Genomic DNA, 25,642 nt, shown 5'->3' on the forward strand with positions numbered 1-25,642 from the left:
GATCAGGCGTTGGCGTCGTCGCGCAGGCTCGGGCCCGTTCCGCTGCCGCCGTGATCGCCCGAGCGCAGCACGTGCGCCGTCGTCGAGGCCGCATGGTTCAGCTGCTGCTTGCGACGCATCTGCCGGGCCCATGCGGGCTCGGGAGGCGGTGTGCCGGCCTCGTCCGCACCGGCGGATGCCGCGTTCCCCGCGGCAGCGGGCACTGCCGCATCGGCCACGAAGTTCGCCACGCGAGCCTTGACCGCCTGGGCGCCGGACGCGACGCGCTGGCCGACGACACCGGCACCGGTTTTCGCGAGATGGGCGAGACCGGCGCTGGCCGCGCGCACGCCGCCACCGCTGGATGACGCGGCGCCGTCTTGGTAGGCCGACTTCGCGCCGCTCGCCAGGTCGCTGGCCAAGCGTGCGGCCGCCGCGCCGCTACCGATGGCTGCACGCGCCGCACCGGGCGCCATACGCGCCCCCGCAGCCACGGCCGAACCTGCAGTTGCTACGGCCGTGCCACCGGCGACGGCCAGGCCCGCCGCACCCAGGGCCGTTCCCGCCGCCGCGCCCGCACCGAGCTGCGGCGCGCCCGACACCAGGCCCGTCGCAATCCCCGGCCCGAAGATCCCCAGGCCCAGCATCGCGAGCGCCGCCAGCATGACGGTCAGCGCATGGTCGATGGACGGATCGGCCCCAGGCGGCGTGCGGAACTCCGCGAAGAGGCCCGTGCCGATCCCCACGATCACGGCCAGCACCAGCACCTTGATGCCCGACGACATCACGTTGCCCAGCACCTTCTCGGCCAGGAACGCCGTCTTGTTCCACAGCGCGAAGGGCACGAGCACAAAGCCCGCCAGCGTCGTCAGCTTGAACTCGATCAGGGTGACGAACAGCTGCACTGCGAGCACGAAGAAGCTCACGATCAGCACGAGCCAGGCCATGAACAGCACGGCGATGGTGTCCAGATGGGCGAAGGTTTCGGGGAAGCCCGTCATCTCGCCGATCTGCTCCATGATCGGCCGCCCCGCCTCGATGCCGACCTGCGCGAGCCGGCCCGGCTGCAGGAACTGCGCCTGCGTCAGACCAGAGCCCGACGCCACCAGGCCGAGCCCCGCGAACGACCGGAACAGGACGCCGGCCAGCTGGTTGAAGTTGCCGATGATGAAAGCGAACGCCCCCACATAGAGCACCTTGCGGATCAGCCGCGCGATCACGTCGTCGCCCTGCCCCGTCGCATGGCTCATGGCCCAGAACAGCCCGGCAAGCGTCATGTCGATCACCACCAGCGTGGCCGTCAGAAACGCCACCTCGCCGTGCAGGAGGCCAAAGCCCGAATCGATGTAGCGCGAGAAGACATCGAGGAAGCGATCGATGACCGCGACATCGTGCATCGCGTCAGTCCTTGGCGCCCGCGCCAGCCGGCGGCGAAGCCGCTGCGGCCGGTGGCGGGACCGGGTCGTTCGCGTACGGCGACTGGCCGCCGCTCATGAAGCGCTTGCGCGTGGCCTCGGCCACCGCATGGCACTGCGCGTCGCCCATCTGGGCATGGTCGGCCTTGCACTGCGCCCGCAGATCCTTGAGCCGTTCGGGATTCGCGACCAGCGATTCGACGGATTCGATCGCGGGCTGGGTGGGCTCGGACTTGCCGCAGCCGGCGAGCACCAGGACCACGGCCCCAGTGATGCTGAAAAGCAGCTTCTTCATGGACGTCCCCTCAACTGCCATAGAAGTTCACGCTGTAGGGCGTGTACGGGGTGCCGCTGCCCATGAAACGCCGGCGCACCTCGCGCGCACGCTCCTGCACGACGACCTGCCGCGCCTGTTCCAGCGCTGCAGCGCGGTCCTGCGTGATCTGCAGCTGCTGCGCCTGGATCGCCTGGCGCGACTGCAGCGCCAGCAACTGATTGGTCGCCTGCATCGCCTGCAAGGCGCCCGCGGCCGACTGGCTGCGGTTCACGAGATCGGTGAGCGCCCGCTCGTCGGAGGCGAAGTTCTGCATCGCCTGCGACTGCACCTGCGTCGCCGTGCGAAGGGCTTCCAGCGAGTTGCGCCAGCGCTGCCGCGCATCGCCGGCCATCTGCGCGCCGGACATCCCCGCCGAAAAGGACTCGGGATAGAGCCGTTTGAACTCCGCCTCCATGCGCGAGACGTTGAAGGCCAGCCCCTGCGCCTGCTGGATCAGATGGTTCGTCGCCGCCAGCGTCGACTTGAGCTCGGACAGCGCACTGAAGTCCAGCCCCTGAAGGTTCCTCGCCTGGTTGCGCAGCATCTGCGCCTCGTTCTGCAACTGCTCGACCTGGTTGTTGATCTGCTCCAGCGCGCGGGCCGCCGTCAGCATGTTCTGGATGAAGTTGGACGCATCGAACACGGTGTCGCCGACGCCGAAGATGGCATGCGCCGGTGGGGCCACACCGAAGGCGATCGCAGTGACCGCGACCAGCCCGGCGATCCGGGGCTTGAAGGAAGACTGGAGATTCATGGCATTTGCTCCTGTGGGGTTGAAGAAAGAGTTGGAGATGCAGATGGAAACGACGGAATGAGGTCGGCCGCCCAGCCGAGACCGCGATGGCGCAGCCAGGCGGCCGCGAAAACCGAAGGCATGCGCGCGAACGGCGACGCCTCGACCGAGGCCTGCACGCGGTCGATCTCGCGCTGGTCCTCGGGCGACGCCGCGCCCGCAAACGCCAGCGCCACCGGTCCGAGCCCGAGCTCGAAGACCCGGTTGCCCAGGCGCGACTGGTAGTAGTACTCGCGCTTGGGCTGCGCCGTGGCGACGATCTCGATCTGCCGGCAGTTGAGCCCGAAGCCCTCGTAGATCACGCGGATCTGCGGCTCCGTGGCCTGCGGGTTGGGCAGGAAGATCCGGCTCGCGCAACTCTCCACGATGGCAGGGGCAATGCTGGAGTTCTGGATGTCGGCCAGGCTCTGCGTCGAGAAGATCACCGAGACGTTCTTCTTGCGCAGCGTCTTGAGCCACTGGCGGATGCGCGCGGCGAACACCGGGTCGTCGAGGAACAGCCAGGCCTCGTCCAGGATCAGCAGCGTCGGCGCGCCGTCGAAGCGTTCGTCGAAGCGCGCGAACAGGTAGCCGAGCACGGCCAGCACGGCCGCCTTGCTGTGCATCAGCTCCTCCATCTCGAAACACTGGATGGAGGACGCCCCCAGCCGGTCCCGGTCTGCGTCCAGCAGCCGCCCGTGCGCACCGCCGAGCACGTAGGGCGCCAGCGCCTGGCGCAGGGCATTCGACTGCAGCAGCACCGCCACCCCAGTCATCGTGCGCTGTTCGGGCGGCGCAGTGGCGAGGCTGGCCAGTGCCGACCACACCATCTCCCGCTCGGCCGGCCCGACCTCGAGACCTTCCTGGCGAAGCCGTCCTTCCACCCACTCCGCCGCCCAGGCGCGGTAGCCGTCCTGGTCGATGCGCGCCAGCGGCTGAAACGCGATTGCGCCGTCCGAGCCGAGGTCATAGTGCTCGCCGGCCAGCCCCAGGATCGAGGCCCGCAGCGAGCGCCCCATGTCGAAGGCGAGGATGCGCGAGCCGGGATAGCGGCGGAACTGCAGCGCGAGCGTGGCGAGCAGGACCGACTTGCCCATGCCGGTCGGCCCGACCACCAGCGTGTGCCCGACGTCGCCGATGTGCGTGACCAGCCGGAACGGCGTGGCGCCATCGGTGCGCGCGACGATCAGCGGCGCGCCATCGAGATGTGCATTGCGCTCGGGGCCCGCCCACACGGCCGACACCGGCATCATGTGCGCGAGGTTCAAGGTCGAGACGATCGGCTGGCGCACGTTCGCGTAGGCATGGCCCGGGATCGATGAGAGCCAGGCCTCGACCGCATTGAGCGTCTCGGGGATCGTCACGAAGCCCCGGCCCTGGATCGCGCGCTCGACCGCGCGCAGCTTCTCGTCGGCCGCCGCCGCATCGGCGTCGAGCACGGTCACGGTGGCGGTCACATAGCCGAAGGCCACCTGGTCGCTGCCGAGCTCCTGCAGCGCCGCGTCGGCATCCGCCGCCTTGTTCGAGGCGTCCGAGTCGACCAGCGCGCTCTCCTGCTGGAAGATGGTCTCGCGCAACAGTGCGACGATGTTCTTGCGCTTGGCGAACCACTGGCGACGCAGGCGCACGAGCTCCTTCTCGGCCTGGGCCTTGTCCAGGCACAGGAAGCGCGTGCTCCAGCGGTAGGCGAAGCCCAGCCGATTCAGATCGTCCAGCAGGCCTGGCCAGGTCGAGGTCGGAAAACCCCGCACCGACAGTACCCGCAGATGCCGGTCGCCGAGCATCGGCGCCAGCCCGCCCGTCAGCGGCTCGTCGGCCAGCAGCGCATCAAGATGCATCGGCACCTCGGGCACCGTGACGGCCTGCCGGCGCGTCGACACGCAGCCATGCAGGTGGGTCAGCGTCTGCGCATCGTCCAGCCACTCGACCTCTGGCATCACGCCTTCGAGCAGGCCCAGGAGGCGTTCGGTCTCGGCCACGAAGGAATCCAGCCGTGCTCGCCAGTCCGCCCCGTTCGATTCCTCCGATCCGCCCTTCCCATCCTTGCTCTCAACCCCGGCGTTCTCATAGAGCAGCCCCACGGCTCGCGCCTTCGACTCGTCGGGCGGCAGGTACAGCAAGGTCAGGTGGTAGCCGCTCTCAAAGTGGCTGGCGTCCTCCTCGAAGGCGGCGCGGCGCTCCTCGTCTACCAGCCAGGACAGCGCCTCGGGGAACGACGACTCGGGATAGCCGGCCGCCTCGCACCGCCCGGCTTCCACGAACAGCGCCCAGCCCGAGCCGAGCCTGCGCAGCGCGTTGTTCAGCCGCGCCGACGTGGCGATGAGTTCGCCCTGCGTGGCGCTGTCCAGGTCCGGCCCGCGGAACCGCGCCGTCCGCTGGAACGCGCCGTCCTTGTTGAGCACGACCCCGGGGGCGACCAGCCCGGCCCAGGGCAACCAATCGGCCATCAGCGCCGGGCGCTTGCGGTATTCGGCGAGGTTCAGCATGGCATGCTCTCCATGACTCGCCTCAGATGTCCAGCAGCGAACGCTGCTTGATGTGCCGCGCAAAGACCTGCATGAACTGCGGGTCCAGGCGCGCGCCCCAGACCGCCAGCGCATGGCCGACGACCCAAAGCGCGAGGCCGGGCAGCCAGAGCTGCAGCCCGAGGCCGACCGCGGCGGCCAGCGTGCCGTTGGCGATCGCCACGGTGCGCGGCGCGCCGCCCAGCAGCATCGGCTCGGTGAGGGATCGGTGCAGTGGAATCTCGAAGCCGGGTGCGAGGGCGGTTGAGAAAGCAGTCGACTCACTCATGCCAGCACCGCCCCACCCGAGAAGCTGAAGAAGGTCAGGAAGAAGCTGGAGGCGGCGAACGCGATCGACAGGCCGAACACAATCTGGATCAGACGGCGGAAGCCCCCGCTGGTGTCGCCGAAGGCCAGCGTCAGGCCGGTGACGATGATGATGATCACCGCGACGATCTTGGCCACCGGGCCCTGGATCGAGTCGAGGATCGACTGCAGCGGTGCCTCCCAGGGCATGTTGGAGCCGGCCGCCTGCGCGGGCAGCGCGACGGCGAGCAAGAGCATTGCCGCGACAGCCGCGAGAAGAAGCAGCTTTGCGGAACTGCGTGAAATCGTCATGACGGTTCTCCAGAAGACGACGTGATGGAAGGGGCAGGACGAGATGAAGAGAGCAACGGGAAACCAGGCACCGCCGAGGTATCGAGCTGGTAGCCCTTGCTGTCGTGACCAATGACGCGCGCGATCTCGCGCACCTGCCGGGCGCGGCCACGCCCGGCGATGAAGACGATGACGTGGACCGCTTCGGCGATCAGGGCGCGCGGCACGGTCACCGAGACTTCCTGCACCAATTGCTCCAGCCGCGTGAGCGCGCCCAGCGCGGAGCCGGCATGCACGGTGGCAATCCCTCCTGGATGTCCGGTGCCCCAGGCCTTGAGCAGGTCCAATGCCTCGGCACCGCGCACCTCGCCGACCACGATGCGGTCGGGGCGCAGCCGCAAGGTGGCGCGCACCAGGTCGGCCATGGTGGTCACGCCCGGTTCGGTGCGCATGCTCACGTGGTCGTCGGAGCGGCATTGCAGCTCCACCGTGTCCTCGAGAATCAGCACCCGGTCTCGCGTCTCGGCGATTTCGTCGAGCAGCGCATTCGCGAGCGTCGTCTTACCCGTGCTGGTGCCACCGGCCACCACGATGTTCAGGCGTTCGCGCACCGCCTGCCGCAGGAACCCCGCCTGGTCCTCGGTCAGGATGCCGTCGGCCACGTACTGCGCCAGGCTCATGATGCGCAGCGCCCGCTTGCGGATCGCGAACGAGGGGGCGCGCACCACCGGCGGCAGCACACCCAGGAAACGCTCGCCGGTCTCGGGAAGCTCGGCCGAGAGGATCGGCGTACCGGCATGCACCTCGGCGCGCACGTGCGTGGCGACGAGGCGGATGATGCGTTCGGCCACCGGTGGCGGCAGCTCCGCGCCGGTCGGCGCGCGGCCGCTGCCGAGCCGGTCCACCCACAGCGAGCCATCGGGATTGAGCAGCACCTCCACGACCTCCGGATCCGCGAGGGCTGCCGCGATCTCCGGCCCCATGGCCGTGCGCAGCATCCGGATGCGCCGGGCCAGCGCGCTGTCCGCGGCAGCGTCGGTCGTCGAACCGGAAGAACGATCAGACGGCTGGACCATCAGCGGCCTCCTCCGGTTCTCCCTGCCCTGCGTGCGTTGGCGCCGCTTCGGGCTCGATCTCCTCATGAACCTCGCGTATCAGACTGCGCCCGCGCTGCAGGTGCCGCCCGAGCTGCTCGATGAACTGCACATAGCGGGCCCGCCCCTGCGCCCGTGCGGCGTCCTGCTGGCCTTCGGGCACCGGGATCGAGACGGTGAGGAAGTAGCGGACGTACAGCGCCACCGTTTCGATCAAGATGTTCTGGTCGCGCTCGAGCCGGTCGAACTGGCGCGAGAGCCGGTCCAGGCGCTTGGCGATCGCCGCCTCGCGGTGGTCGCCTCCATCCGGCGACAGGAACGAAGCCAGCGCGGCAGCGATCACGGCAGACTTCGACACACCCTTGTGCACCGCCAGCCGATCCAGCCGTTTGGCGTGCTCCGGCTCGATGAAGATGTTCAGGCGAGTCCGGCTCATAGCGCGATCCCGTCGCCAGGGTCCAGCGCGGCGAGGCGCGCCGTACGCGTGAGCTGACGGTCCACGTCGCGCGGCCGCAGGGGCACGTCGTCCTCGTCATCGAGCACCAGCAGGCCATCGTCCTCGGGCAGCGCCGGCGTGTCGCGCACGACCTCCAGTTCGGGCTTGAGCTGGTGGCCGCCCTCGTCGGCGAAGCCACCCGCATCGGCTGACGACAAAGACTCGGGAGCGATCAGCGGCGCCAGTCCGCTCCAATCGTCGGGCCGCGCCATCGGCCGGTCCGCGTAAGAGCCCGCAGCCAGCGCCGGTGGTGCCAGCACACGCCGCGTGAAGTTGCGGTCCTGGTAGTAGCGCAGCTTCCTGGCCTTGATCGGCGGATGGCCCGAGACCATCACCACCGCCTCGTCGGGCGGCAACTGCATCACCTCGCCCGGCGTGAGCAGCGGCCGCGCCGTCTCCTGGCGTGAGACCATCAGATGGCCCAGCCAAGGCGCGAGCCGGTGCCCGGCGTAGTTGCGCTGCGCACGCAACTCGGTGGCCGTTCCCAGCGCCTCCGAGATCCGCTTGGCGGTGCGCTCGTCGTTGGTGGCGAACGCGATGCGCACATGGCAGTTGTCGAGGATCGAGTGATTCGGGCCATAGGCCTTGTCGACCTGATTGAGAGACTGCGCGATTAGGAAGGCGCGAAGCTCGTAGCCGGCCATGAACGCCAGCGCGGACTCGAAGAAGTCCAGCCGTCCCAGTGCCGGGAACTCGTCGAGCATCAGCAGCAGCTTGTGGAGGCGCGCGATGCCGTCGGACCCGTCGAGCGATTCGGTGAGGCGCCGGCCGATCTGGTTGAGGATCAAGCGGATCAGCGGCTTGGTGCGGCTGATGTCCGAAGGCGGGACCACGAGATACAGCGACACCGGGTGTTCGGCAGAGATCAGATCGGCGATGCGCCAGTCGCAGCGCGAGGTGACCTCGGCCACCGTAGGGTCGCGGTACAGGCCCAGGAAACTCATCGCGGTGGACAGCACCCCGGAGCGCTCGTTGTCGCTCTTGTTGAGCACCTCGCGCGCGGCCGAGGCGACGACCGGATGGATGTCCTGGCCCAGGTGCCGTGTCGTCATCATCCGGTGCAGCGTCACCTCGAAGGGGCATGCGGGATCGGACAGGAAGTTGGCGACGCCACGCAGCGTCTTGTCCTCGCCGGCGTACAGAACGTGCAGGATCGCACCGACCAACAGCGCATGGCTGGTCTTCTCCCAGTGGTTGCGGCGCTCCAGCGCACCCTCGGGATCAACCAGAATGTCCGCGATGTTCTGCACGTCGCGTACCTCGTGTGCGCCGAGCCGTACTTCGAGCAGCGGGTTGTAGGCAGCCGAGCGCGCATCGGTCGGATTGAACAGCAGGCAGTGCGAGAAGCGCGCACGCCAGCCGGCCGTGAGATTCCAGTTCTCTCCCTTGATGTCGTGAATCACGGCCGAGGCGGGCCAGGACAGGAGCGTGGGTACCACGAGCCCGACGCCCTTGCCGGACCGTGTGGGCGCGAAGGCCATTACATGCTCGGGCCCATCGTGACGCAGGTAGCCGCGGCTCTCGTCCGAGGTCTCGCCGAGGAAGACGCCGGACGGTCTCGTCAGACCAGTCCGGGCGAGCTCTTCGACTTCGGCCCAGCGGGCGGAGCCATATGTTGTAATTCGGCTGGCCAACCGCGAGCGCCACACAGCCATGGCAATCGCTATGCCTGCCGCCAACAGCCCGCTCGATGCCGCGATGGTCCCACCGCGCAAGAAAATGTCAGGCGCGTACGCATCAAAGCAATACCACCACTCGAAAATCTTCCAGGGCATGTAGACGGGCACGCCCAACGACTCGGACCAGGGTGCTCCGAGCCGCTGCTGATAGTCCAGCGCGTGCGCTGTCCACTGCGTGGCCGCCCATACGCCAGCAATCGCGACGCTCGGCACCGCAAAAATCTGTCCAAACAGGATGCCATTGGCTCCTCTCGGCATTGGTCACCTCCGTGTTCATTCCAGTGCGCGTGCCGAAGCGGCACTGCGATATGAAGTCTGAAATCATTGAGCCGCAGCGCACACCCACCGCAGCGAGGTGGCGAGTACGTGGGCGCATGTGTTGTTCCGGCTTTGAGCCGGTCGATGGCTAAGCGCGAGGATCGCGGCGCCACGCGGCGGGGTAGCATTTCAAAGGATCGACGGCCTGTCCAACGCCGTTGGCGCGACGCAGCATCGCGCCAGCGGCAAAACGCCGTATCGATCAGCGCAGCGTTCTGGCGTGTAGCAGAAAACGTTGCAGCGCTTTGTGCGTTCCGTGGCTCTGACGCTTGTGCAACACGCAGGTCGTGATGTGTATGCTCTCGGCCAGCGGCACGATGACAATATCGGCGCGGCGCAACGTCGCCATATGGCCGGCGTCGGCGACTCCGACGCCCAGGCCCGTCGCCACGCGGGTGACGTACCCGGCGAGCGTCCGGGCTTCGCCTGCGATGACGGGTCTTTCTGCGTACTGCCGACGCACAGCATCCATCTGCAGGCGAAGCCCAGGCAAGCGACCAAGTTCACATGCGATCATTGGGGAGGCAAGGAGCTCGGAAATCGGCAGTACCTCGCGCGTTGCCAGTTCATGCTCTAGCGGCAGCAGCGCCACCAATGGATAGGACCAAGCGGCTTCCTGCACGATCGCGTGGTCGTCCGGAACGCCGAAAGAAAACCCGAGATCGACTTCCTCGCGCCTCAAAGCGGCCACCAGTTCAGCCGCGCGCATCTCCGTGAGCTCGAGCGGGATGTTGGGTGCCTGCGCGCGCCAGTTGGCGAAGCACTCCGAGAGCTTGGGCTGAGCGATGCCGTCGGCCACGCCGATGCGAAGCGGCTCCCTGTGGCGACCATCGATTTCACGCACAACGCGCTTGATCCGCTGCAGCCTGATGAAGAGCTTTCTCGCCTCTTCAAGCAACTTCTCACCAGAGGGCGTCAGAACCAGCTTGCGCGACGGCCGCTCGAACAGCACGACGCCCAGTTTGTTTTCCAAATCGCGAATAGTGCGCGAGAGTGGTGTCTGGTCGATGTGAACCCGCTCAGCGGCACGACGAAAATTCAGTTCCTCTGCGACGGCGACAAAGTAGCGTAGATGACGTAGCTCGGTTCCAGTATCCACGAGTCCGATCTCCAATTGTCGAATGCCGGTGATAGTTCAAGCACGTAGCGGACCTCCTGACTGGAAGCACCAGAGAGCGCTCGGCGCTAGCATGCCGTCAAGCTCTAAAATTGCAAACAACCTACGTCGTATCTTGCGGAACACCGGCGCGCCAGTCACGGACTGAGACGATACGCTGCAGTACGTGACGCGCCTGCAGTGCTGTGACTGTTGATTTCCATCTAGGAAGTGGCGCCACTGGGGTGCGGATAAAAACTTGGGCTGGTTTTATGCCGTAGATCCAAGACTCCCTCGGTATTCGATGGGGGCTGAGAGAGCCAAGGGATATCTTGATCCGCTGTTCGTTGTACCAACGGATGTAGGAGTCCACGGCCTGTATGAACTGCTCAATGGTTGTGGACTGCCAATTGCGAGGATAGAACAGCTCGGCTTTCAACCGACCGAAGAAGCTTTCGCATGCCGCATTGTCAGGCGAGTACCCCTTGCGCGACATCGAGCGAATGAGCATCGCATCAGCGATACGCGAGAGCCAGCCCGGCCAGCGATAGTGGGCACCACGATCGGAGTGAACGACAGGCCGGTCTTCGTTATCGACCACCGTCTCGATGGCCGCATCCAGCATCGTGTTGACGAGCTCAGCGTCCGGGCGCGTACCGAACGACCAGCTGGCGACCATGCCGTCGAAGCCGTCGAAGCCGTCGAAGCCGTCGAAGCCGTCGATCATGAGAGACACCCATCAAATTCGCTTGCGTTTTTGACACCGTTCGGACATCATTCTTTTATACGACCGTATAGAGTTTGAAGTCAATAGGGTTTCCGGCCCGACTTCGACAACCCCGATGCACTGACACGCAAGGACGCTCGAAAGCGTCAAAGTTAAAGGAACGATCGATGACCGAAACCCGCCACGCGGTGAGCTCCACATGGATGCATATCCATTTCAAGGGGTCTCGTGCGTTCACTGAAACCTACGGCTTCGCCGGGAATCAGGGCTCGGTCAATCTCGAGGCGGTGTTGCTGCGGCCCGAGGGCGTTCCGTCGAAGACGCTGATGGTCTTCATGCACCCCGCATCCACCCTGCAGCTGCTGCCCGTGCCCAACGAAATGGCCGCGCTCGGCGTGCACGTGCTGTGCGCCGCGAGCCGCTATGCCAAGAACGATTCGGCCCTGATCATGGAGAACGTGATCGTCGACCTCGGCGCGCACATTCGCCATGCGAAGGAGAAGCTCGGCTACGAACGCGTCGTGCTCGCGGGCTGGAGCGGCGGCGGATCGTTGTCGCTCTTCTATCAATCGCAGGCCGAGCGGCCGACCATCGAGCAGACGCCCGCCGGCGATCCGGTCGATATCCGCGGCGCCGGGCTGATCCCGGCCGATGCAGTGGTTTGCCAGGCGGCGCATCTGTCGCGCGCCGTGATGCTGCGCGACATGATCGATCCGTCGGTCGTCGATGAACTCGATCCCGACGCCCCGCGCACGCTCGAACTCGACATCTACCATCCCGCGAATCCGAACCAGCCACCCTACTCGGCGGACTACGTCGCGCATTACCGCACGGCCCAACTGGCGCGGGTGCGGCGCATCACGCAACGCGTGCAGGAAACGCTCGACCATCTGCGCAAGAAGGGCACGGGCGAGGTCGAACACGGCTTCGTGACGCACCGCACGCTGGCCGATCCCCGCTACCTCGACACCGCGCTCGAACCCAACGGACGGCGCGCGCGCTGGTGCTATCTCGGCAATCCGGAAACGGTCAACACCGGGCCGGTGGGCCTGGCGCGCTTTTCGATGCTGCGCTCGTGGCTGTCGCAATGGTCGATCGATCACAGCCGCGCTGACGGGCTCCAGTGCGCGGCGCAGATCAGCGTGCCTTTTCTCGCGATCGAGAACGCGGCCGACGACTGCGTGCCGCAGCAGCATGCACGGCTTTTGCACGACGCCTGCGCGAGCCAGGACAAGACGATGAAGGTCATCCACGGCGCGACGCACTACTACGCCGGACAGCCCGAGCTGCTCACCGAATCGACCCTGCTCATCAAGGACTGGCTGCGCTCGCGCAAGCTGCTCTCAGACTGATTATTTGTTTCTATCCGAGGATTCCCCATGAAGAAGAGAGAGTTCCACAAGCTCGTGCTGGCCTCCGGCGCGCTCGGCCTGGCGCAGTTCCCGTTCGGCATCGGCAGCGCGCAGGCGCAGACCAAGGGCGGCACGCTCAACGCGATCCTGCAGCCCGAGCCGCCGATGCTCAACATCGGCGTCAACCAGCAGACGCCGACGCAGACCGCGGCCAGCAAGATCTTCCTGAGCCTGCTCACCTACGACTTCAATCTGAAGCCGCTGCCGAGCCTCGCGAAGACGTGGACCATCTCGCCCGATGGCAAGACGTACACCTTCAACCTCGAACGCGACGTGAAATGGCACGACGGTAAGCCGCTCACCGCCGAGGACGTGGTCTACACGGTGACCACATTTTTGCCGCAGACGCACCCGCGCGCTAAAGCGATCTTCGCGCGCTGCGAGTCGGTCACGGCGACCGATCCTTACACGGTGGTCTTCAAGCTCAAGGAGCCCTTCGGCGCCTTCATCAATGCGTTCGACATCTCGAACCTGCCGGTGATGCCCAAGCACGTCTACGCGGGCACCGACATCATGAAGAACCCGGCCAACACCAAGCCGATCGGCTCTGGGCCCTTCAAGTTCAAGGAATGGGTGCGCGGCTCGCACATCCACCTGGTGCGCAACGACGAGTACTTCAAGCCCGGGTTGCCGCACCTGGACGCGATCATCTATCGCATCGTGCCCGACGGCGCCTCGCGCGCGCTCGCGATGGAAAACGGCACTGCCCAGTTGTCGCAGTGGACCGACCTCGAACTGTTCGATGCGCAGCGCCTGTCGAAGATGCCCAAGTTCGGCATGACGACCAAGGGCTACGAAATGTTCGCGCCGATCATGTACCTGGAGATGAACAACCGCACGGCGCCGATGAACGACAAGCGCTTCCGCCAGGCGGTGTCGCATGCGATCGACCGCAACTTCATCAAGGACAAGATCCTCTACGGCTTCGGCAAGCTCTCGACCGGCCCGGTATCGTCCAAAACGCGCTTCTACGAACCCAACACGCGCCAGTACGAGTTCGCGCTGGCCAAGGCCACGGCGCTGCTCGACGAGATGGGCCTCAAGCCCGACGACAAGGGCATCCGCGCCCGCCTGAACCTGCCGGTCGCGCCCTACGGCGAAATGCCGATGCGGGTGAGCGAATACATCCGCCAGTCGCTCGCCAAGATCGGCGTCGCGGTCGCGCTGCAAACGTCGGACGCGGCCGGCTGGGCCCAGCGCATCAGCAACTGGGACTACGACCTGAACCTGACCTGGCCCTTCCAATACGCCGACCCGGGCATCGGCGTGACGCGCAACTACATCAGCTCCAACATCCGCAAGGTGCTGTTCTCGAACACCATCGGCTATTCGAATCCGGAGGTCGACAAGCTGGCCGACCAGGCCGCGAACGAGATCGACGAGAAGAAGCGGCAGGCGCTCTACAGCCAGATGCAGAAGACCATCGTCGAAGACGCGCCGATCGCCTGGCTGGTCGAGATGGAGTTCCCGACCCTGTACGACAAGCGCCTGCAAAATCTCGTCACGACCGCGAATGGCGTTCACGAAAGTTTCGACTCCGTGTATTTCGGCTCGGCCAGCTGAGCGGTCCTTCTCTCGCTCACCCATGAATCCCAACTGGCTTGCGATGGCGGGCACCCTCGGCGTGCGCCTCGCGAGGATGGTGGCAGTCGTGCTGCTGATCGCCGTCTTCAACTTCCTGCTCGTACGCGCGGCGCCCGGCGATCCGGCACTCGTGATCGCCGGCCAGTCCGGCGCGACCGATCAGGCCTTTCTCGATCGCGTGCGCGCCGAATACGGGCTTGACCAGCCGATCGCCTCGCAGCTCACGACCTACCTCGGCAAGGTCGCGCGGCTCGACCTCGGCTTCTCGTACCGGCAACAGCGGCCGGTGCTCGATGTGATCCTCGAACGCATGCCGGCCACGCTGCTGCTCACCGGCACGGCATTTCTCATTTCATTGCTGGGCGGCATCGTGCTGGGGAGCCTGGCGGGCGTGCGCGCCGGCAAGCTGTCGGACACGCTGATCACCATCGTGTCGTTGGTGGTCTATGCCACGCCTGTCTTCTGGCTTGGGCTGATGCTGGTGCTGCTGTTCTCGGTGCAGCTCGGCTGGCTGCCCGCATTCGGTTTCGGCACCATCGGCAGCGGACTCACCGGCGCGGCGGCCGTGCTCGACAAGGTGCAGTACCTGGTGCTGCCGGCCATCACGCTCGGCATGCTGTACCTGGCGATCTATGCGCGGCTCATGCGGGCGTCGATCATCGAAGTGAGCCACCAGGACTACGTGAAGACGGCGCGCGCCAAGGGCGCGTCGGAGTCGCGCGTGCTGTGGCACCACATGCTGCGCAACGCGCTGCTGCCGGTGGTCACTATGGCCGGCATGCAGGCCGGCACGCTGATCGGCGGCTCGGTGGTCATCGAGACCGTGTTCGCCTGGCCCGGCCTCGGTCGGCTCACGTACGAAGCCGTGCTGCAACGCGACTACCAGGTGATGCTCGGCGTGTTCCTGGTGCTGTCGGTGATCGTCATCTTCTTCAATTGGTTGACCGACCTTCTCTATCGGGTCATCGATCCGCGCATTGCAAGATGAACCCCACGCTTCGTTCCTTTCTCAAGCACCCGAGCGGCATGCTGGGCGCGATCGTCCTCATCGCCGTCGTGCTCCTCGCCATCGCCGCACCCTGGCTCTATCCGGGCAGCCCGTGGGATTCGGTGGCGGCCCCGTTCACGCCGCCGCAGACCGACGGCATGCTGCTCGGCAGCGACAGCCTGGGGCGCGACATCGCGGCCGGCATCGCGCACGGCACGCGCGTCTCGCTCGTGATCGGCGTGGTTTCCACACTGGTTGCGCTGCTCATCGGTGTGGTCGTCGGCGCGCTGTCCGGCTACCTCGGCGGGCGCATCGGCGAGGCGCTGATGCGCTTCACCGAACTTTTCCAGACCATCCCGGCCTTCCTGCTAGCGATCCTGCTGGTGGCGATCCTCACGCCGTCGATCCAGACCATCGTCGTCGCCATCGCCGTCATCAGTTGGCCGCAGGTGGCGCGGCTCACGCGCGGCGAATTCCTGAGCCTCAAGGAGCGAGAGTTCGTGCAGGCGGCGCGCTGCCAGGGTGAATCGGCGATGTCGCTCATCCTGCGCTACATCCTCCCGAACGCACTGTCGCCGATCGTGGTGACCGGCTCGCTCGCGGTGGCGACGGCCATCCTCATCGAAAGCGCCTTGAGCTTCATGGGGCTCGGCGATCCGAACCTCATGAGCTGGGGTTTCATGATCGGCGCGGCGCGCACCATGATCCGGCAGGCCTGGTGGATGAGCTTCTTTCCGGGGCTGGCGATTCTGCTCACGGTGCTGGCCATTAATCTCGTCGGCGAAGGCCTGAACGACGTGCTCAACCCTCGTATTTCTCGTCGATGACCGCGCCGATGACTCCTCCGAATTCCAGCCAGCCGTTGCTGTCGATCCAGAACCTGTCGATCCGGCTGCCCTCCTCCGGCGACCGCAGACATGCGGTCGAAGGCCTGTCGCTCGACGTGGCCAACAACGAGATCGTCTGCCTGGTCGGCGAATCGGGCTCGGGCAAGTCGATGACCGCGCACGCGATCCTCGGCCTGCTGCCGCCGCGCGTGTCGATCGATCCTGCGAGCAAGGTGCTACTCGACGGCACCGAACTCACCCGACTCGATGCGCCCGCGATGCGCAAGCTGCGCGGCGATCGCATGTCGATGGTGTTCCAGGAACCGATGAGCGCGCTCAACCCGCTGCAGCGCATCGGCACGCAGGTGACCGAGACGCTGATGCTGCACGGCAACGGCAAGGCATCGCAGGCTGACATCGAGGCGCGCTCGCTCGCAATCATCGAAGCCGTCGGGCTCCCCTCGCCGCCGCAGATCATGCACAGCTATCCGTTCCAGCTCTCGGGCGGCCAGCGGCAGCGCGTGATGATTGCGATGGCGCTGCTCAACAACCCGCGCCTGCTGCTGGCCGACGAGCCGACGACTGCGCTCGACGTGACCACGCAGCGCCAGATCCTCGACTTGATTCAGCGCCTGCAGGCCGAGCGCCACATGGGCGTGCTCTTCATCACGCACGACTTCGGCGTGGTGGCGGACATCGCCGACCGCGTGGTCGTCATGCGCCACGGCAAGGTGGTCGAGCAAGGCACGCGCGACGAAGTGTTGCGCCATCCGCAGCATGCGTACACGCGGGCCTTGATCGCGGCAGTGCCCGGGCGCCAGGCGCGCAGCACCGCGCGCGCAGGTTCGCGCAGCGGGCCGCTGCTGCAGTTGCGGGCGCTGCGCAAGACCTTCGTCACCAAGTCGGGCCTGTTCTCGCCGCCACGTACCGTGGTGGCGGCCAACGGCATCGACCTCGACATCGAGGAAGGCGAGACCGTGTCGGTGGTCGGCGAATCGGGCTCGGGCAAATCGACGCTGGGACGCATGGTCATGCGGCTGATCGAGCCCGACAGCGGCAGCATCGACTTCGCCGGCCGGCCCGTGCTCACGCTGCACGCAGCCGCGATGCGCGACTACCGGCGCGACGTGCAGATCATCTTCCAGGACCCGTTCGCGTCGCTGAATCCGAGGCAGCGCGTGGGCGATGCCATCGCGCGCGGCCCGCAGATCCACGGCACACCGCGACGCGAGGCTCTGAAGGCCGCCGCCGCATTGCTCGAACGAGTCGGACTTCCACCCTCGGCGGTGGATCGTTTTCCGCACGAGTTCTCGGGCGGGCAACGCCAGCGCATCTCGATCGCGCGGGCGCTGGCGCTCAAGCCACGGCTGCTGATCGCCGACGAGGCCGTGTCGGCGCTCGATGTCTCGATCCAGGCGCAGGTGCTGGCACTGCTCGCCGAACTCAAGGCCGAGCTGGGCCTGACCATGATGTTCATCACCCATGACTTGCGAGTGGCGGCCGAGATCTCGCAATCGGTGGTGGTGATGCAAAAGGGCCAGATCGTGGAGCGCGGCGCGCCGGCGCAGCTCTTCAACGCGCCGCAGCACGCCTATACCCGCACCCTGCTCGGCGCGATGCCCGGGCTGGATTTTTTCGAGCACAAGATCGCCGCGTGACGAGGAGCTTTTCGATGAACGACGTGCAAGCACCGCCCTGGAACGAAGCCGAAGGCACGACCCGGCGCGACCTCGCGACGCTGTACCGCCTGGTCGCGCATTTCAGGATGACCGACCTGATCGACACGCACATCAGCGCGCGCATCCCGGGCACGACCGACCAGTTTCTGATCAACCGCTACGGCGTGCTGTTCCACGAGATGCGGCCGGAAGACCTGGTGCTGATCGACCCGACCGGCCGCGCGATCGACGACGTGAAGGGCAAGGACGTGAATGTGGCCGGCTTCACGATCCATTCGGCCGTGCACATGGCGCGCCATGACCTCGCCTGCGTGATCCACACGCACACGGCCGACGGCATCGCGGTGTCGGCGCAGGAACAAGGCCTGCTGCCGATCAGCCAGCACGCGCTCAAGTTCTATGGGCGGCTCGGCTATCACGACTACGAAGGCATCGCGCTCGACCTCGACGAGCGCGATCGGCTGGTGCGCGACCTCGGCAGCTTCGACGCGATGATCCTGCGCAACCACGGGCTGCTGGCCGCGGGGCGGACCATCGCGGAAGCCTTCGGCAACATCTACTTTCTGGAGCGGGCCTGCCAGGCGCAGATCAAGGCGCAGTCGGGCGGCCAGCCGCTCGTGATTCCGCGCCCCACGGTGCAGCAACGCACCGCCGCGCAGTTCGATCCGGCCGGCAGCGCCTGGCACAGCGAGCTGCTGTGGGCTTCGGCGCGCAGGCTGGTCGAAGACTGATCAGTGCCCGTCGAACTCTTCGACGGAATACTTGTACACGCCGCCCTCGCCGCACACCTCCGACACGAAGGCGAAGTCGGTCGGGTTGGTGATGCGCGACGGATAGAGCCGCCCTTCGAGGTGGTCGCATTCGTGCTGCAGCAAAGTCGAGTGATAGCCCGAGCAATCGCGCGACACCTGCTCGCCTTCGGGCGTCTGGAAATGGATGCGAATGTGCTTGAAGCGCGGCACCTTGGCATAGAGTCCCGGCAGCGAAAGGCAGCGTTCCCACAGATAGGCTTCTTCGGTGCCGACCGGCTCGATGACCGGGTTGATCATCGCGGTCCATGGCACCGGCGCCAGTGTCGATCCCTCGGGGATGCGTGACGCCGGGATGCAGTAGAGCACCATGCGCAAGGGCTCGCCGAGTTGCGGCGCGGCGATGCCGATGCCTTTGACGGATTCGAGCGTGTCGAGCATGTCCTGGAACAGCGCGCGTACTTCGGGTGCCTTCGGGTCTTCCACGGGCCGGCTGGTTACCAGCAGCTCGGGGTTGCCCATCTTGAGAATCGGTCGTATCGCCATGGGGTTCTTTCAGTCGAGCCTGCAGCCCATCTTGTCGTAAAGATTCTTGAGTTCGCTCGATCCGACGAAGCGGCCTTCGTCGAGCACCTGGAGCCCGTCGATCCACAGCGATTGGTCGAGCACCAGGCCGTCGGGATGGTTCTCGCCGCCGCCCGGTTCCCACCACGGCAGGCCCATGCCGATCGCATTGCTGCCGGGCAGGCGGATGTCCTCGATGAACTGCCGGCCCGTGAAGCGCGCGGCCGGATGAAAGCCGTAGGTGAAGTGCACGAAGGTGCCGAGGCCGTCCTTGCCGCTCGCGCGGCGCAGCGCCCGGTCGAAGCTCTGGTGGTCTTCGACGCCGGCGCCCGAGAAGCCGGTGATCGTGCCTTCCGATGCGATCGTGATCGGCTTGCGCAGCTTGCGGTAGTGCTCGTCGAACAGGGCCTGAATGACGATGCGGCCCTTGACGCTGCCCTTGGCCGGATAGAGGCTCTGCGCGCCCGGCACGGTCTCCATGCCCGGTGTGTTGCACACCCGCGCGCGCTTGAGCTTGACCTTGTCGAGCACGAAGCTCACGTCGGTGCCAGCCGGGCAGGTGAAGCGCACCGTCTGGCCGGCTGCGGTCGAGATCATTTCCATGAAGGCGATGTTGAAGTCGAGCAGCGCCGCATAGTCGACGCCGCCATAGAGGCGCTCGAAGCTCGCCGCGCTCGACATCGCGAGCAGGCCATAGCGGCAGCGCTTGGCGTCCATCGCCGCGCTGTGGATGCGCGAGCCGGCATGGTACGGAAAGCAGAAGTCGAACCACACGTCGGAAGCGACTGCTGCAGCGGCCAGCGAATCACTCACGTAAGGATCGCTGAGCCCGCCTTGCAGCGGCAAGGTCGGCGCCATCGCGACGAGCGGCTTGGCGCCGAGGCGCGCGGCGCCGTTCGCGAGCGCATCGACCAGTCGCAACTCGGTCGATGCGTCGGCGGTGATGAGCACGCTCTCGCCGGGCGCGACCGCGAACTGTTCGCGCAGCAGGCAGTCGGCAGCGCGGGCGAGCCGCGGGGAAGTCAGGGTTTGCATGGATGCCGATGGAGGTTCTTGTCGTGTTCTTGTTGGAGGGATTGCTCGTCAGAGATCGAGCACCAGCGCAGGCGTCTTGGCGCGCGACACGCACACGGCCATGCAGTCGCCATTGGCCTTGACGGCATCGTTCAGGAAGTCGTCGCGGTGGTCGGGCACGCCCTCGATGACGTCGACCACGCACATGCCGCACTGCCCTTCGCGGCACGAGAACGGCACATCGACATCGTTAGCGAGCAGCGCCTGCAGTATGGTCTCGTCGGGCGCGACCCTGATGGTGCGGTTGGCCCGCGCGAGGCGCACTTCGACCGCGCTGGATTCGCCCGGCGCCGGCAGCACGGCCGCACCGCCGAAGCTCTCCCAGTGCACGCGTTCGGCCGGCCAGCTCGTGGCGGCGATCTTCTTCACGAGGTCGATGAGCGGCAGCGGTCCGCACACATAGACGTCGCTGTCCGGCCGACGCTCGCGCAGCAGCGATTGCATTTCGGCCTCGACCCGCGACGCCTCGTAGCCGTAGTGGGAGCGCACACGATCACCCCATGCGCAGGCGCCGAGTTCTTCGGCGAAGGCCGCCCACGCGGTTCCGCGCGCGAAGTAGTGAAGCTCGAACGAATGTCCGCGTGCAGCCGCTTCGCGTGCCATGCCGATGATCGGCGTGATGCCGATGCCGCCGGCCACCAGCACCAGGTGCGACGACGACCAGTCGACCGCGAAAGCGTTCTGCGGCGGGTTCACCTCGACCTCGTCGCCGATGCGCAGCGCATGCACCGCGGCGGAGCCGCCGGTCGATGCAGGCTCGCGCTTGACAGCGATGACGTACGCATCCCGCTCGTCGGGGCCGTTGCACAGCGAATAGGCGCGGACGATCTCGCGCCCGAGACGCAGGCGGATGTGCGCACCGGCCTCGAAGTCGTGCAACCCACCGGAGACCGGCTGCAGGCGCAAGGACACGACGTCTTGAGCCTCGGGGTTGACCGCGACGACCCGGCAGGTTTGAACGTCTTTCACAAGCGACACCCGCGTGGCGTGCAGCCTTTCTTCGCCAACATCAGCTTCCGAACATGCGATCGACATAGCGACCCAGGAAGTGATGAATCGGCTTCTCCATGACCGACAACTGGCCCGGCTCGTAGTTGGGCAGCTTCATCGCTTTCTGCATCGACTCGATCATGGCACGGTCTTCTTCGTAGATCGCGAGCTGGTACTTGCGGTACACCGACACCTTCTCCTCGAAGTCATCATGCGAGAAAAACTCCTCGGGGAACAGCATGTAGATCGACACTTCGCAGCTGTCCGGGCCGACCGGCCATGCTGTGATGATCTTGACGCAGTCGATGCGGCCGAAGAGCGTCATGTTCGGCGGATAGAAAGCCGTGCAGGCGAAGGTGTTGTCGCGCTCGTCGAGCCATGGCGCCTTGCCGAACAGGCTCTTGCCATCGGGCGTCGAAGGCGACGACTGGTAGTGCATCGTCAGGCCGCCGTTCGGCTTGAGCACCAGATTTTCGGGCGTCCACGAGAAGCGCGCGCCGAAGGTCTTCGCATGGAGCACGCCCACGTGGTAGTAGTCCATGAGGTTCTCGTGGAAGAACTTCCAGTTGCACTGCAGCGTGGTGCGCGTGATGTCCGCGAGGCGGCAGTTCTCGGTGTGCAGGATCGCGAAGTCGCGTTCGAGGTCGGCCACGGCTTCTTCGAACACAGTCGGCTGCTGCGCGAAGCTGATGAAGATGTTGCCGCGCCACACCTGCAGGTGGATCTCCGGCAGCTTGCAGCCCGAGGGGTCGAAGCCTTCGGTGTCCTTCATGTAGGCGGCGCCGACGAGCTGGCCATTCAGGTCGTAGGTCCAGCCGTGGTACGGGCACTTGAACGAGCGTGCATTGCCCTTGCCCTCGGCCACTTCGACGCCGCGATGCCGGCACATGTTGTGGAAGGCATGCAGCACGCCTTCCTTGTTGCGCGCGATGATGATCGGACGGCCCAGGATGCGGCGCGCCTCGTAGTCGCCCGGGTTGGCGAACTGCTCGACGCGGCCCATGAAGAGCCAGTCCTTGAAGAAGTACTCGTCGAGTTCTTTCTGGTACACGTCGGGCGATGTGTAGATCTCACCTTGGATATGCCGGGATTGGGGCAGCGCGGTCTTGCTGATCGCGGGCTTGCGCAGATGAAGCTGGATGGGCTGAATCGTTTCGCTCATGGGGGGGTCCTTGGAATCTTGCAACCTTGGGTGTTGTGGCTCGCTACTTGTCGCAGCACTCTATACGACCGTATTATTCAATGATGCAGCAATTCAACGGTCGAGGCAAGCGCAAACTCCATGCTTTCGAATAAATCAGAACCCATGTCCCCCACCCCCGCGCCGCCACGGCGCTCGTTCCTCAAGAAGTCGCCGGATGTCCGCCGGCAGGAGCTCATTGACGCGACCTTCCGGTGCCTCTGCCGCATCGGTGTGTCGGACACGAGCGTGCGCACCATTGCGGCCGAAGCGGGACTGTCGCTCGGCATGGTGCGGCACCACTTCAATTCGAAGGACGAGCTGCTCGCAGCGACCTACCGGTACATGTCCGACCGGCTCCAGACGCAGTCGCAGGAAGCGCTCGAGGCAGCCGACGACACGCCGATGGCGCAGTTGCTGGCCTTCATCTATGCCGGCTTGCAACCCCCGCTGCTCGATCACGACTATGTTCGGATTCGCTTCCTGTTCTGGGAGCTCACGCACACCAACGCGAGCGTGCGCGAGGTGCACGACGAGATCTACGAGCGCTTCAGCGCGCAACTCATCGGATTGGTCAAGGCCGTGGCGAAGGCCAACGGCTCGCAGGCCGATTGCGCGCTGATCACGCGCACGATCACGGCCTTTCTCAAGGGCATCTGGGCCGAGTGGACGTTGTCGAGCGACGGCTTCGACCCGCGCAAGCTCGTCGACCAGATGATCCCGCTGCTGCAGCATTCGCTGGTCGGTACGACGGCCTTGCGCAAGGCCGCGCGCTGAGTCAGTCCTGCAGGCAGAGGTACTTGAGCTCCAGGTAATCCTCGATGCCGTGGCGCGAGCCTTCGCGGCCGAGCCCCGATTGCTTCACGCCGCCGAAGGGCGCGACCTCGTTCGAGATGAGCCCGGTGTTGATGCCCACCATGCCGGTCTCCAGCGCCTCGCCCACTCGCCAGAGGCGCTTGCGATCTTCGGTGAAGAGATAGGCCGCGAGTCCGAACACCGTGTCGTTCGCCATCGCGATAGCTTGTACTTCGGTCTCGAAGCGGAAGATCGGTGCGAGCGGGCCGAAGGTTTCTTCGTGGGCGACGCGCATGGATTGCGTCACACCGGTGATGACGACCGGACGGATGTAGTTCGCGCCGCCCGAATGCTCGTCGCCGCCGCAGCGCACCGTTGCACCATGGTCCAGCGCATCGGCGATGTGCTGCCGCACCTTGACGACCGCGCGCTCGTCGATCAGCGGGCCGATCGCGACGCCCGGCTCCACCCCGTCGCCGACCCGCAGCGCCTCGACCGCCCGCACCAGCCGCTCGACCAGCCGATCGTGGATGCCGGCCTGCACGTAGATGCGGTTGGCGCTGACGCATGTCTGGCCGGCGTTGCGGAACTTCGACGCGATGATGCCCTCGACCGCGCGCTCCAGGTCGGCGTCGTCGAAGACGATCAGCGGCGCATTGCCGCCCAGCTCCAGCGACAGCTTCTTTATGGTCGGCGCGCATTGCGCCATCAGCGTGCGGCCCACGGCCGTCGAGCCGGTGAAGCTCAACTTGCGCACGGTGTCGCTTTCGCAGAGTACCTGGCCGATGGCGGGCGCATCGCCGGTCACGATCTGCAGCACGCCCGGCGGCACGCCGGCGTCGAGCGCGAGCACGCCGAGCGCGAAGGCGCTGAGCGGCGTGAGCTCCGCCGGCTTGACCACGATGGTGCAGCCCGCAGCGAGCGCCGGCGCCACCTTGCGCGTGATCATCGCCGCCGGGAAGTTCCACGGCGTGATCGCTGCGCAGACACCGATCGGCTGCTTGAGCACGACGATGCGCTGACCGGTGCGCTGCGGCTGCAGCACTTCGCCATCGACCCGTGAGGCTTCTTCCGCGAACCATTCGAGAAAGGACGCCGCGTAGGCGATCTCGCCCTTCGCTTCGGCCAGCGGCTTGCCCTGCTCCAGGGTCATGAGCCGGCCGAGGTCGTCCTGGTGCGCGAGCATCAAGTCGGACCAGCGGCGCAGAATGCGGGCCCGCTCGCGGGCCGAGCGTGCACGCCATGCGGGCAGCGCGGCGGCGGCGCCGGCGATGGCGCGCCGCGTGTCCTCGCGGCCCATCAGCGGCACATCCACAAGCTGTTGGCCAGACGCCGGATTGGTCACGGGCAATGTCCGGCCGTCCTGCGCGGCCGTCCATTCGCCGTCGATCAGGCAAGCGTTCCTCAACAGGTCGCGCCGGGTCAGGCCGAGGTCGCGCACGGTCGGTTCCTTGGTCTTCGCGTTCATGCCGACAGCGCTTCTTCGATGATGCGCAGCGCCTTGTCGAAGAGCGCGTCGGGAATCGTCAGCGGGTACAAAAAGCGGATCACGTTGCCGTACATGCCGCAGCTCAGCAGCAGCAGGCCCTGCGACAGCGCCTTGGCTTGCACTCTTTTCACCGCTTCCGCATCAGGGGCGCCGGTCGCCCCATCGCGCAATTCGACGGCGACCATCGATCCTTTCGCCCGGACCTCGGCGATGCCCTTGTTCGTTTCCTTCAGCCCGAGCAAGCGCTCGGCGAGCCGGGCGCCGAGCATCGCGGAACGCTCGCACAGCCGCTCGTCCTCGATCGCATCCATCACCGCATGCGCCGCGGCCACTGCCAGCGGATTCGCGGCATAGGTGCCGCCGAGGCCGCCCGGCGCCGGCGCATCCATGATCTCGGCACGGCCCGCGACAGCCGACAGCGGCATGCCGCCGGCCAGGCTCTTGGCCATGGTGATCAGGTCGGGCTCGACGCCGTGATGCTGCATCGCGAAGAGCTTGCCGGTGCGCGCGAACCCGCTTTGCACCTCGTCGGCGATCAGCACGATGCCGTACGTGTCGCAGATCTCGCGCAAGCCCTTCAGCAACTCGGTCGGCGCGATGTTGATTCCGCCTTCGCCCTGCACCGGCTCGATCACGATCGCGGCAACGCGCTTCGGATCGACATCGGCCTTGAAGAGGCGTGCCAACGCGCCCAGCGAGTCGGCGGCGCTCACGCCATCGAGCGCGCTCGGAAATGGCACATGGAACACATCCGCCGGGAACGGACCGAAGCCGAGCTTGTACGGCGCGATCTTGCCGGTCATGGCGAGCGTCATGAGCGTGCGGCCGTGAAAGCCGCCACCGAAAGCGATCACGCCCGCACGGCCGGTGTGGGCGCGCGCGATCTTGACGGCGTTTTCGAGCGCCTCGGCGCCGGTCGTGAAGAAGGCGGTCTTGACCGGGCCGCCGATCGGCACGGCCGCGTTGATGCGTTCCGCGAGCGCCACGGTGCTTTCGTACGGAACGACCTGGTAGGCGGTATGGGTGAACTGCTTGAGTTGCGCCTCGATCGCCGCGACCACGCGCGGATGCCGATGGCCGGTGTTGACCACCGCGATGCCGGCGGCGAAGTCGATGTATTCGCGGCCTTCCACATCCCAGAGGCTCGCGTTCTCGGCGCGCTGGGCATAAAAGTCGCACATCACGCCGACGCCGCGCGGCGTGGCGGCGAGACGGCGGGCCTGGAGTTCACTGTTGGAGGTCATGTCGAAAGCTCTTGCCAGAAAGTTGGAGCATTCGATTGGACTTTCTATTGGCTCCATCCGAAAGATCCGCTTCT

The 25,642-nt window shown here is 66.2% G+C and carries 23 protein-coding genes and 1 pseudogene; 7 read left to right on the top strand and 17 right to left on the bottom strand.

The genetic code is table 11. The features are described 5' to 3' along the window. Positions 1–2: 2 nt before the first annotated feature. The 11 genes and pseudogenes from trbL to E5CHR_RS21025 all read right to left on the bottom strand — a co-directional run. The gene (trbL, locus tag E5CHR_RS20975; protein WP_162581638.1) at positions 3–1,376 is read right to left on the bottom strand and encodes a P-type conjugative transfer protein TrbL; all 1,374 of its coding nucleotides are present in this window, start codon (positions 1,374–1,376) and stop codon (positions 3–5) included. A 4-nt stretch (positions 1,377–1,380) separates the two neighbouring features. Then, entirely contained in the window at positions 1,381–1,689 is a 309-nt protein-coding gene (locus E5CHR_RS20980) for an EexN family lipoprotein (RefSeq protein ID WP_162581639.1), read from the bottom strand. 10 nt (positions 1,690–1,699) lie between these two features. Continuing rightward, complete coding sequence (gene trbJ, locus E5CHR_RS20985; RefSeq protein WP_162581640.1) at positions 1,700–2,464, bottom strand: P-type conjugative transfer protein TrbJ; 765 nt, start codon at positions 2,462–2,464, stop codon at positions 1,700–1,702. Next, entirely contained in the window at positions 2,461–4,968 is a 2,508-nt protein-coding gene (gene trbE / locus E5CHR_RS20990; protein WP_162581641.1) for a conjugal transfer protein TrbE, read from the bottom strand. Before trbE ends, trbJ begins: the two co-directional genes overlap by 4 nt. A gap of 22 nt (positions 4,969–4,990) precedes the next feature. Then, positions 4,991–5,275: a VirB3 family type IV secretion system protein gene (locus tag E5CHR_RS20995; RefSeq protein ID WP_162581642.1), complete on the bottom strand. Its 285-nt coding sequence runs from the start codon at positions 5,273–5,275 to the stop codon at positions 4,991–4,993. Beyond that, positions 5,272–5,604 (bottom strand): TrbC/VirB2 family protein, encoded by a 333-nt coding sequence (locus tag E5CHR_RS21000; RefSeq protein ID WP_162581643.1) that lies wholly within the window; start codon positions 5,602–5,604, stop codon positions 5,272–5,274. Before E5CHR_RS21000 ends, E5CHR_RS20995 begins: the two co-directional genes overlap by 4 nt. Then, complete coding sequence (gene trbB, locus E5CHR_RS21005; protein WP_443083087.1) at positions 5,601–6,659, bottom strand: P-type conjugative transfer ATPase TrbB; 1,059 nt, start codon at positions 6,657–6,659, stop codon at positions 5,601–5,603. The genes E5CHR_RS21000 and trbB overlap by 4 nt, the downstream gene beginning before the upstream one ends. Then, the gene (locus E5CHR_RS21010; RefSeq protein ID WP_162581644.1) at positions 6,643–7,113 is read right to left on the bottom strand and encodes a CopG family transcriptional regulator; all 471 of its coding nucleotides are present in this window, start codon (positions 7,111–7,113) and stop codon (positions 6,643–6,645) included. The genes trbB and E5CHR_RS21010 overlap by 17 nt, the downstream gene beginning before the upstream one ends. After that, positions 7,110–9,110, bottom strand: a complete 2,001-nt coding sequence (locus E5CHR_RS21015; RefSeq protein ID WP_162581645.1) for a conjugal transfer protein TraG — start codon at positions 9,108–9,110, stop codon at positions 7,110–7,112. The genes E5CHR_RS21010 and E5CHR_RS21015 overlap by 4 nt, the downstream gene beginning before the upstream one ends. A gap of 262 nt (positions 9,111–9,372) precedes the next feature. Then, the gene (locus E5CHR_RS21020) at positions 9,373–10,269 is read right to left on the bottom strand and encodes a LysR substrate-binding domain-containing protein (protein ID WP_162581646.1); all 897 of its coding nucleotides are present in this window, start codon (positions 10,267–10,269) and stop codon (positions 9,373–9,375) included. Positions 10,270–10,536: 267 nt separating this feature from the next. Next, positions 10,537–10,960: pseudogene (locus tag E5CHR_RS21025) on the bottom strand (transposase); the annotation flags it as partial. Positions 10,961–11,160: 200 nt separating this feature from the next. On the opposite strand from E5CHR_RS21025, the gene E5CHR_RS21030 reads away from it, so the two are divergent. Genes E5CHR_RS21030 through E5CHR_RS21055 form a run of 6 tightly spaced genes read left to right on the top strand, consistent with a single transcriptional unit; the run spans position 11,161 to position 18,214 of the window. Then, on the top strand, positions 11,161–12,345 hold the full coding sequence (locus E5CHR_RS21030) for an alpha/beta hydrolase family protein (RefSeq protein WP_162581648.1): 1,185 nt from the start codon (positions 11,161–11,163) through the stop codon (positions 12,343–12,345). Positions 12,346–12,372: 27 nt separating this feature from the next. Then, the gene (locus tag E5CHR_RS21035; protein WP_162581649.1) at positions 12,373–13,968 is read left to right on the top strand and encodes an ABC transporter substrate-binding protein; all 1,596 of its coding nucleotides are present in this window, start codon (positions 12,373–12,375) and stop codon (positions 13,966–13,968) included. A gap of 22 nt (positions 13,969–13,990) precedes the next feature. Next, entirely contained in the window at positions 13,991–14,977 is a 987-nt protein-coding gene (locus E5CHR_RS21040; protein ID WP_162581650.1) for an ABC transporter permease, read from the top strand. Continuing rightward, the gene (locus tag E5CHR_RS21045; protein ID WP_162581651.1) at positions 14,974–15,804 is read left to right on the top strand and encodes an ABC transporter permease; all 831 of its coding nucleotides are present in this window, start codon (positions 14,974–14,976) and stop codon (positions 15,802–15,804) included. The genes E5CHR_RS21040 and E5CHR_RS21045 overlap by 4 nt, the downstream gene beginning before the upstream one ends. An 8-nt stretch (positions 15,805–15,812) precedes the next feature. Next, entirely contained in the window at positions 15,813–17,462 is a 1,650-nt protein-coding gene (locus E5CHR_RS21050; RefSeq protein ID WP_162581652.1) for an ABC transporter ATP-binding protein, read from the top strand. Between the two features lie 14 nt (positions 17,463–17,476). Continuing rightward, the gene (locus E5CHR_RS21055) at positions 17,477–18,214 is read left to right on the top strand and encodes a class II aldolase/adducin family protein (RefSeq protein ID WP_162581653.1); all 738 of its coding nucleotides are present in this window, start codon (positions 17,477–17,479) and stop codon (positions 18,212–18,214) included. Here E5CHR_RS21055 and E5CHR_RS21060 read toward each other — a convergent pair whose 3' ends face one another. Genes E5CHR_RS21060 through E5CHR_RS21075 form a run of 4 tightly spaced genes read right to left on the bottom strand, consistent with a single transcriptional unit; the run spans position 18,215 to position 22,022 of the window. Continuing rightward, positions 18,215–18,778 (bottom strand): peptide deformylase, encoded by a 564-nt coding sequence (locus tag E5CHR_RS21060; RefSeq protein WP_162581654.1) that lies wholly within the window; start codon positions 18,776–18,778, stop codon positions 18,215–18,217. 9 nt (positions 18,779–18,787) lie between these two features. Beyond that, positions 18,788–19,831, bottom strand: a complete 1,044-nt coding sequence (locus E5CHR_RS21065) for a hypothetical protein (RefSeq protein ID WP_162581655.1) — start codon at positions 19,829–19,831, stop codon at positions 18,788–18,790. A gap of 48 nt (positions 19,832–19,879) precedes the next feature. Continuing rightward, the gene (locus tag E5CHR_RS21070) at positions 19,880–20,839 is read right to left on the bottom strand and encodes a PDR/VanB family oxidoreductase (RefSeq protein WP_162581656.1); all 960 of its coding nucleotides are present in this window, start codon (positions 20,837–20,839) and stop codon (positions 19,880–19,882) included. Between the two features lie 40 nt (positions 20,840–20,879). Further along, positions 20,880–22,022: an aromatic ring-hydroxylating oxygenase subunit alpha gene (locus tag E5CHR_RS21075; protein WP_162581657.1), complete on the bottom strand. Its 1,143-nt coding sequence runs from the start codon at positions 22,020–22,022 to the stop codon at positions 20,880–20,882. A 144-nt stretch (positions 22,023–22,166) separates the two neighbouring features. Between E5CHR_RS21075 and E5CHR_RS21080 the strand changes: the two genes are divergently transcribed. Beyond that, on the top strand, positions 22,167–22,817 hold the full coding sequence (locus E5CHR_RS21080; RefSeq protein WP_162581658.1) for a TetR/AcrR family transcriptional regulator: 651 nt from the start codon (positions 22,167–22,169) through the stop codon (positions 22,815–22,817). A 1-nt stretch (position 22,818) separates the two neighbouring features. Here the strand turns inward: E5CHR_RS21080 and E5CHR_RS21085 are convergent, their stop codons facing one another. Further along, positions 22,819–24,303, bottom strand: coding sequence for an NAD-dependent succinate-semialdehyde dehydrogenase (locus E5CHR_RS21085; protein ID WP_162581659.1), 1,485 nt, complete (start codon positions 24,301–24,303; stop codon positions 22,819–22,821). Further along, positions 24,300–25,568 (bottom strand): 4-aminobutyrate--2-oxoglutarate transaminase, encoded by a 1,269-nt coding sequence (gene gabT / locus E5CHR_RS21090; RefSeq protein ID WP_162581660.1) that lies wholly within the window; start codon positions 25,566–25,568, stop codon positions 24,300–24,302. Before gabT ends, E5CHR_RS21085 begins: the two co-directional genes overlap by 4 nt. Positions 25,569–25,642: the final 74 nt, after the last annotated feature.

It is taken from the genome of Variovorax sp. PBS-H4 (assembly GCF_901827205.1).
GTDB lineage: Bacteria > Pseudomonadota > Gammaproteobacteria > Burkholderiales > Burkholderiaceae_C > Variovorax.